Annotated in this window: 10 protein-coding genes; 1 reads left to right on the plus strand and 9 read right to left on the minus strand. The window is 44.5% G+C overall.

The window, feature by feature from the left end; all coding sequences use genetic code 11:
- The 9 genes from B2746_RS05555 to B2746_RS05595 all read right to left on the minus strand — a co-directional run.
- A partial coding sequence (locus B2746_RS05555; protein ID WP_290791795.1) for a multicopper oxidase domain-containing protein occupies positions 1 to 338 on the minus strand: 338 nt, incomplete at its 3' end.
- 12 nt (positions 339 to 350) lie between these two features.
- Positions 351 to 806, minus strand: coding sequence for a heme-binding domain-containing protein (locus B2746_RS05560; RefSeq protein ID WP_290791797.1), 456 nt, complete (start codon positions 804 to 806; stop codon positions 351 to 353).
- Between the two features lie 27 nt (positions 807 to 833).
- The gene (locus B2746_RS05565; RefSeq protein ID WP_239597279.1) at positions 834 to 1,253 is read right to left on the minus strand and encodes a hypothetical protein; all 420 of its coding nucleotides are present in this window, start codon (positions 1,251 to 1,253) and stop codon (positions 834 to 836) included.
- A gap of 32 nt (positions 1,254 to 1,285) precedes the next feature.
- The gene (locus B2746_RS05570; RefSeq protein WP_239597276.1) at positions 1,286 to 1,810 is read right to left on the minus strand and encodes a DUF305 domain-containing protein; all 525 of its coding nucleotides are present in this window, start codon (positions 1,808 to 1,810) and stop codon (positions 1,286 to 1,288) included.
- 11 nt (positions 1,811 to 1,821) lie between these two features.
- Positions 1,822 to 2,478 carry a DUF3347 domain-containing protein gene (locus B2746_RS05575; RefSeq protein WP_239597275.1) on the minus strand — a complete coding sequence of 219 codons (657 nt, stop codon included), beginning with the start codon at positions 2,476 to 2,478 and terminating at the stop codon, positions 1,822 to 1,824.
- 122 nt (positions 2,479 to 2,600) lie between these two features.
- Positions 2,601 to 3,659, minus strand: a complete 1,059-nt coding sequence (locus B2746_RS05580) for a YncE family protein (protein WP_239597271.1) — start codon at positions 3,657 to 3,659, stop codon at positions 2,601 to 2,603.
- On the minus strand, positions 3,656 to 5,788 hold the full coding sequence (locus tag B2746_RS05585; RefSeq protein WP_239597268.1) for a heavy metal translocating P-type ATPase: 2,133 nt from the start codon (positions 5,786 to 5,788) through the stop codon (positions 3,656 to 3,658). Before B2746_RS05585 ends, B2746_RS05580 begins: the two co-directional genes overlap by 4 nt.
- An 11-nt stretch (positions 5,789 to 5,799) precedes the next feature.
- Positions 5,800 to 6,111, minus strand: coding sequence for a phosphoribosylpyrophosphate synthetase (locus tag B2746_RS05590; protein WP_141815672.1), 312 nt, complete (start codon positions 6,109 to 6,111; stop codon positions 5,800 to 5,802).
- Positions 6,112 to 6,125: 14 nt separating this feature from the next.
- A complete protein-coding gene (locus B2746_RS05595; RefSeq protein WP_239597264.1) occupies positions 6,126 to 7,031 on the minus strand; it encodes a DUF3347 domain-containing protein in 906 nt (301 codons plus the stop codon).
- 195 nt (positions 7,032 to 7,226) lie between these two features.
- Here B2746_RS05595 and B2746_RS05600 point away from each other — a divergent pair, with 195 nt between their 5' ends.
- Positions 7,227 to 7,484 (plus strand): hypothetical protein, encoded by a 258-nt coding sequence (locus B2746_RS05600; protein WP_161987648.1) that lies wholly within the window; start codon positions 7,227 to 7,229, stop codon positions 7,482 to 7,484.
- Positions 7,485 to 7,875 lie beyond the last annotated feature (391 nt).

Raw genomic sequence — 7,875 nt, forward strand, 5'->3', positions numbered from 1 at the left:
GTATAGGTAGTACCGGGCTTAATCGGCTGTTGCGTAAGATAGGGTACACCATCTTCTTTATTGGGCAGGAATACGCCATGCCAGTGTAATGATGTACTTTCCTTTAACAGGTTGTGTACTACAATTTCTGCAGTGTCTCCCTCGGTAAATGTAAGCGTGGGCATGGGTATTTGCCCGTTTACCGCAATCGCTCTCTTTTGCTTTCCTGCATAGTTTACCAGGGTATCTTTTACATACAGCTCGTAATGCACTACCTTCTGTGCAAACAGGGTTTGCGTGCAAAGCAGTATCAGTACTGTTTGCAGTATTTTTATGGGTATGTCTTTATATCTATTCATTATTTGAAAATTTTATTTAATGCTGTCTTCCATTGTGCCAAACCAATTAACCAAAACCTGCTTATCCTGCTGTGATAATACTGCGTTGCGATGAATCAACGTATATGACGACAACGGCATTTCCCCGTCCTTGACCTGACCCGCCATTGCCCTGAACTTATTTCGCTGCTTGCGGGCTGAATACTCGCCAAAGGTGCTAAAGTTGAGTTCCTCTTTGCCTTTTTTGATATGCCGTGCCATATACCATGCCCCGGGCTGGATACGGCTATACCACGGATAGCGGGTATTGTTGCTATGACAGTCATAGCAGGATTGGGTAAGGATGGCCTTTACGTTTTGGGGTACGTTGTAAACCCTTTCAATATGAGAGGAGGTTACTTCATCCGACTGGTTTCTTAACGGCTGAAAAAACTGTATGCCGATTAAGATAACAGCCAACCCCAATATGATTTTCTTTTTTAAGGACATAATATTGTGGCTTCATTTAAAATGTGACTACTGTTTTTTAGAATAATTGTCGTAATTATCCTTACTCTCAAAGTAGGATACTTCGCCGTTGTTCCCCGTAACGGCAATCACCGCTACAGCTTTATCCACTTGCTTGTGGGAATACGGGTCCGTTGCCACCCGAACGCTGGCATCTTTTGGAATGCGCTCTTTGCACATTTCACAGCATCCGTAGTATGTTTTACCTTGAAATTTTACGTCAAACTGCTTTTTGCCCATATAGGCATCGTTGACCATGCAGACTTCATCTGAGGGGACCAATTCGCCTTTTTGGATATTATGTTCGTGGCCTGTTGCAACTGCCTCCGGGTGATGGTGTGTTGCTTCCGCCTTATCAGACCCTGCCTGCCCGCAAGCGGTGCATAGCAGGGTTAACAGGGAAAGCAAGCCGATTAATACTTTGCTCATGTTGAAATTATTTTTTGAATTTTATCATCATCCTATTTATCATTCTCAAACTCTTTTAGTTTGCGCTTCATCAGTTCAATTTCTTCTGCCTGAGTTTTAAGTATGTTTTTTTGCAACTGTATCAGTTCCGGGTCGGTCAGGTGTGCCTTTTCAGACATCAATATGGCTGCTGCGTGATGGGGTATCATACCCTTAGCAAACTGCTTGTCCCCGACATTGAGTTGTTCCCTGATACCAAACCATGAAAAAATGCCAACGGCGACTGAAATTATTGCTATCAACCAGTTCATCTTTCTGTTGGGGTACATCATTTTCATGATCAATAATTCTATAAGCAACATTGCCGAGGTCATCAGCAAGGTCATATACAAATTGTTGATATTGAGTAGAAGGTTCTGCCACCCGTCTATCATGGCGTACATGATAAAATACATAACTCCGAACATTGCGACAGCCATCACCGCAAAGTGTTTGTACATGCCAGAAGCATGTTTTGAATTGTGCACACCATGCGCTGAAGCATGGTGTGCATTGTGACTGTTTTCCATATTTTCCATATAACTGATTTTTATTTGCTGTTAATTGTTTGCTGCACCTTACCGCAGGTCAGCATTTTCGAGCCATAATAAGGGTTTTTGATTTCCTTGTTTTCACTGAACCAAACCGCTCCCTTATTGTCGTTGAACATCGGGCAATGATCCTGATACAATGTTTGTGATGTACCAAACAAATCAATCAGGTCTTTCAAGTCTTCGCTAAGCGAGGATAAATGTTCGCGTTGGTGGTGGATGTTACCAACATTTTCCCCGATATGCTCCGCATGTTCTTTTGCATCATCCGCTATGTCCATGTATTGTTTATGCTTATCGGCAGGAATGGCTTTCATGTCTACCTGGTTCAAAGCAGCTAAGAGTTTTTTACCTGCTCCGGCAGCAGCTTTGTCATCGTCTGAAACGAGAGCATTCTTTAATGACAGGTAGCCGGTAATGATGGGCGCAATGGAAAATCCTTTGGCTGCGGCATTTACTGATTCGCCTGGCTGTTTACCGTTTGATGTATCGATAGCGGCAGGGGCGGTTAAGGTATCATTTGATTGGGAAGTCGCCTGCCCGCCAGAAACGGCGGTGGTATCCGTTCCAGACTGGTTTTTGTTTGAAGACTCAGTACAGGATACTGCTACAAATGCTATAATAACTGCGAAGATTGATAATGCGAAATTTTTCATTTTATTAATTTTTAAATTGAATAAGTATTTTAAGTTAGGGTTACCACCGTACCATGCAGTACCGGCAACCGGTAAGAGTTATTGTTAGCGGTATAGATGATAGCATCTATGCCACCTTTCTTTTAAATTTTTATCACGAGGCCATTGGGCTTTTTACCAACGTTAAGCGTCTTTGTTACGGCATGTGATGATACGTTGATTACTGAAACCGTATTACTTTCCTGGTTGGTGACATAAGCGGTATTCCCGTCCTGTGTGAATACAATGGCGTGCGCCCCTGCACCGGTATTAAATACACCCGCGTGCATCCACATACTCATGGCATTGTCCCAAGTCCAGTAATGAACTTTCCCATTCATAGGGTCAGTTACCCATAGTTCATTTTTTGACGCGTTATGAGCGGCAAATCCGGGCATAAAACCTAAACTAACAGTTTCGCTTACCGTATTGGTCGCTACATCAATCACTGAAATGGTCTGTGAAGCCTCATTGTCCACATACATTTTGCCGTTACCTGCAGGCCAGGCTCCGACAGGATCATCGCCTACGGTCAGGGTAGCTACCACCGTTTTTGCAGAAGGACTGATCACTGAAACTGTACCACTGCCACCGTTGCACACGTAGGCTTTTGTGCCATCCATGCTAAAGGTTACTTCCGCCGGATCTTCACCTACAGAGATTGTATTTTTGACAGCATAGGTGGTGGCATCGTAAACCAACACCTTTCCATCCATCGCCATTTGCGTTGTCCATATTTCTGTACCGTCCGGTGAATAAACGGCATTGTGGTTCATTGCCGGTGTTTCAATATCCTTTAAAATGGTTCCTTTCTTTGCATCCAGAATCAGGATACGCCCTTTCATACCTGCCATGCCGCCAGTATGGCCGGCACTCAAATCCATACCTGGTACGCCGATGGTTAAATGATCTTGATGGTTATAAATGTGATGCGGCCACATAATCATATTACCACCGGAGTTCATGATGTCAAAGGTTTCGCTCACGGTATTATCGCTTAGCTTGATAATTGAAACGGTGGCGCTTTCACCATTGACCACGTATGCTGCGGGGTAATCAATATTTTTGTCCATTGGCATATCTCCCTTGTCATCTTTGTTACAAGAGGACAAAGTGGTAAAGGAAACGGCAGCGATTGCTACTAAAAATGCTATGTTTTTCATTTTAGATTTAAATTTTTGATTTTTAAGAAACTTGCGTTAATGGCCACTACAATGGTGCTTACGCTCATCAGCACAGCACCCATAGCGGGACTTAAAATAAATTTTGGATAGAGGACACCTGCTGCAAGTGGAATTGCCACAACGTTGTAACCCACCGCCCATATCAGGTTCTGCACCATTTTTTTGTAGGTGAGTTTACCGAAGTCAATCAGCTTAACTACATCCCTGGGATCACTGTCCACCAATATGATGTCCGCTGTTTCGGCAGCCACATCCGTACCGGAACCGACGGCAATACCCACGTCTGCCTGCGCCAGTGCAGGCGCATCATTGACACCATCACCTGTCATGGCAACCACTTCACCTTTATCCTGGAACTCTTTTACCTTTTCCTGCTTGTTATGGGGCAGCACATTTGCCAGATAACCGTCCATTCCTAATTTTCCGGCCACCGCAGCAGCAATCCTGTCATTGTCCCCGGTGAGCAAAAAGGACTTAATACCCATTTTTTTGAGTTCATCAATTGCCTGTCCGGAACCCTCCCGGATGCTGTCTGCCAAAGTGATGATGCCGATTACCTGATTTTCGATGAGAACGAAGTTGACCGTTTCGGCTTCCTGGTTGATTTCTGCTGGAATTTCCGGTAAGGAAAGGCGGTTTTCTTTGAAATAATTTGGCCCCGCAGCTACTACATTTTTCCCTTTGACAACACCTTTAACACCGATGCCCTGCATATAGCTGAAGTTTTCAGACTTCCATAAGGCAAGGCCCTTTTCTTTTAATATAGCCATGATGCCTTTTGCGATATGGTGCTCCGAATTTTGCTGTACTGCGGCAGCATACTGGATCACTTCATCTGCCTTATACTCGTCCGTTAACGGGATCACCTTTTCCACTGCATGGGAACCTTTGGTGAGCGTTCCGGTTTTATCAAAAATGATGGTAGATAGCTTCCGGGTTGTTTCAAATGCCGTCCGGTTGCGAATGAGCAGACCATTAGTCGCCGAAAGTGTGGTGGAAATGGCGACTACCAACGGGATAGCCACACCCAATGCGTGCGGGCAGGCGGTTACCATGACCGTAACCATCCTTTCAAGGGCAAAGGCAGTATCACCACTGCTGGCAAACCAATAAACGAATGTGCCTATGCCAACGGCAATGGCAATAAAGGTGAGCCATTTGGCTACCTTGTCAGCAAGGTTCTGCGTATTGGACTTAGTGGCCTGTGCCTCCTGTACCAGGTTAATCACCCGGTTCAGGTAGCTGTCTTTTCCTACTGCTGTTACCTTTACCTTCAACGCACCGTCGCCATTGATAGATCCTGCGATCACCTTACTGTTCGTTTCCTTTTTTACGGGAACACTTTCCCCGGTAAGCATACTTTCGTTGATGTAAGAAACGCCCTCCAGTACCAAGCCGTCGGCCGGAATTTTTTCCCCCGGTTTTATGATGACCGTTTCATTGCTTTGCAGCTCTTCGAGCTTTATTTTTACGGCTTCTCCGTTTCGTTCAACGGTGACATCGTTTGGCAGTAAGGCCACCAGTGATTGTAATGCCCGGGAAGCAGCCATCTGGGAACGCATTTCCAGCCAATGCCCCAAAAGCATGATGTCGATAAGGGTTGCCAGTTCCCAAAAGAAATCCATGCCCTGCAGGCCAAACACAACGGCCACCGAATAGATGTAGGCTACGGATATGGCGATGGCAACAAGTGTCATCATCCCTATGGCTTTTGCTTTCATCTCGCCCATCATTCCCTTCAGGAATGGTAAGCCTCCATAGAGATAAATTGTGGTTCCGAGTGCCAGCAATACATATTTATCGCCGGTGAAAGCAAGGCTGAAACCCAACCATTGCTGTATCATATGTGATAACAGCAGGATAGGAACTGTAATGACCAGGCTTACCCAAAAGCGCTTCAGGAAATCCCCGGTATGGTGCCCTGCATGCTTATTAAAGCCCTCTTTTTCATGATCATGAGAAGAATGCTCAGCATGCCCATGTCCTGATGTATGCTTATGAGAAGCTGTTGTACTGCCAACTGGCACCAATGTCATACCGCAGAGCGGGCATTTGCCCGGTTCGTCTTTTAGCACCTGCGGATGCATCGGACAAGTGTATTTATTCATAACAAGGGGGGTTAAAATTTATGTGCATTTAATTTTTTTGCCATCTCATGGGTCATCACACCGGCATAAGTACCATAGGCATCAACAAGTACCCCTTTGTTCTTACCGTCATTGGACGATATCGCGTACACAACTGCATTGTTATCAGGACTGCTGTCGAGGCTTTCAAACCTATGTGTTTCCGTTACCGTAAAATCCTCCGGTTTTAGCTTCAGGCTCCTTGATGCACAGTACAGGCAGTCCGGTAAAAGACTAAAGTCCATACTGTACCCACGTTGTCTCAGTTCTTTGAGCGCCTGCACCATGTCATCGTACTGTACCATAGCGTTCAGATCTGTTATTTGATGGTTTCTACCGTGCTGCCGCAGCTAAGCATTTGTGAGCCATAGAATGGATTTTTTATTCCATTCTCCTTACTCAGCCAATTGGCTCCCTTGCCTCCATTATACATAGGGCAATGCTGGTAGTAAACGGGAACGTCCTGCTTGGAAACTTTCGCCAGTTCGTAGATATTACCTGAAAGTGCTGCCAAGCCATTTCTTTGTTTGGCTACATCTTTTGATGCTGAAATACTCGCTGCATTGGCCGCTAAGTCTTTCATTACTTTCATCCAGGCAGTATGTTCCTGTGCCGACAGCTTATTCATATCTACCGCTTTGATGGCTGCTGCCAATTCTGTGGCTTTGGCGGACGCGGTGGCAGCGTCGGTCTTTACCAGGGCATCTTTCACTGAAAAGTAGCTGTCAAATATCGGTTTTAGTGGTGACTGATCCTGGGGGTCCGTCATTTTAGCTGAGGCATCCATTTTACTGTGATCATGATTGCCGTGCTCTGTTTTCATGCCGGTCATATCCATACCCGCCATATCCTTACCCGCCTCTTTATTTTTGGCAACCGTCTTCAAGGGTCTATCGTACTGGCAGCAGCCAGCCAGTTTTGCATATACGTCATCGGGTGCGCGGAACTTCTCATTGTCATACCCGGCTAAAGCAATACGCTTCAGTATTTCATCCTGGTTTGTTCTGTCGCTGTCGTAAGTGAGTGTAGCCACTTTGGTATCTTTATTCCAATCCACGCTGGCTACCTTCTTTACATTACCTGCTTTTTCGATGGTGGTTTTACACATTTCACAATTACCGTAGATCTTTACGGTTTCCGTTTTCGCATTCTTGATCTGTGCAAAACCGTTAATTGATGATAGTAATACAGCGATTACCATCACCATTTTCGATAATGATTTCATAATAATTACTTTTTTAGAAACGAGGTATTAGCACCCCTTTCCTGGTTAAAGTTTTGAATAAATGATAAAAATAGGGGAAGTTCAAAAGCAGAAAGTTGCTTTTGAAAGGGCACACCTATGGCTATCAGGCCATAGGTTTAGCTTATTTTAGGCGGTAGCCAAATGGAGTAATAGCCCGAAGAATAATAGGCTTCTTTGAAACCGAATTTTTGCTTTTTAACTGCTGCAAAAGGATATTTTGCTTTTAAGTCGATGGGAGTTGGTATGGTTAAAGAGGTTACGGAAGCGCCGCACCTGCAAGAGTTATGTTTACAATTGCCCCCGCAGCCTTTGCCATGCTTGCATTTGTTACAGGATTTATCTTTACAACCTGCCTGGTGTTCTGCTTTGGCGGACTTTTTCTTGGAACAGGCAGCCTTCTCAGCCGTTGTTGCATTTTTGGGACAGGCATAACTTATATTGGGCATCAGAAAGAAACCCAAACACAACAGTGTTAAAATGCCTATATGTATCCTCAAATTTTTCAACGCCACAAAGTTACAAAGAAGATTCGTTTTTTTTACCGTTTTACATCTTTTTGTTATACAAACCAAAAAAATTACTTACCCTGCTGATTGTCTTTCTTTAATACGGAAAAAATGCCCTTACCTGAAAACCTAATATTTTGACAATCAGTGGTAGAATGGGCATTTTCCCCTTTTTATGCTTAGGCATTCAACGGCTCTATTTTGAAGCCTGCCTTTTGTACCGTCGATATCACTTCCTGCTCTGTAATGCCCTCTGACTTCACAGTAAGTACTTTGTCCTTATTGGCTGTGTCCACTTCCCAATGGCAGATGCCCTC

Origin of the sequence: Flavihumibacter sp. UBA7668 (assembly GCF_002483205.1) — a bacterium.
GTDB lineage: Bacteria > Bacteroidota > Bacteroidia > Chitinophagales > Chitinophagaceae > Flavihumibacter.

What these genes read in the sequence shown, in the direction of transcription:
- B2746_RS05585 (WP_239597268.1), bottom strand. Translation starts at nt 5,788, where the DNA reads ATGAATAAATACACTTGTCCGATGCATCCGCAGGTGCTAAAAGACGAA.
- B2746_RS05590 (WP_141815672.1), bottom strand. Translation starts at nt 6,111, where the DNA reads ATGGTACAGTACGATGACATGGTGCAGGCGCTCAAAGAACTGAGACAA.
- B2746_RS05570 (WP_239597276.1), bottom strand. Translation starts at nt 1,810, where the DNA reads ATGGAAAATATGGAAAACAGTCACAATGCACACCATGCTTCAGCGCAT.
- B2746_RS05580 (WP_239597271.1), bottom strand. Translation starts at nt 3,659, where the DNA reads ATGAAAAACATAGCATTTTTAGTAGCAATCGCTGCCGTTTCCTTTACC.
- B2746_RS05565 (WP_239597279.1), bottom strand. Translation starts at nt 1,253, where the DNA reads ATGAGCAAAGTATTAATCGGCTTGCTTTCCCTGTTAACCCTGCTATGC.
- B2746_RS05560 (WP_290791797.1), bottom strand. Translation starts at nt 806, where the DNA reads ATGTCCTTAAAAAAGAAAATCATATTGGGGTTGGCTGTTATCTTAATC.
- B2746_RS05575 (WP_239597275.1), bottom strand. Translation starts at nt 2,478, where the DNA reads ATGAAAAATTTCGCATTATCAATCTTCGCAGTTATTATAGCATTTGTA.
- B2746_RS05595 (WP_239597264.1), bottom strand. Translation starts at nt 7,031, where the DNA reads ATGAAATCATTATCGAAAATGGTGATGGTAATCGCTGTATTACTATCA.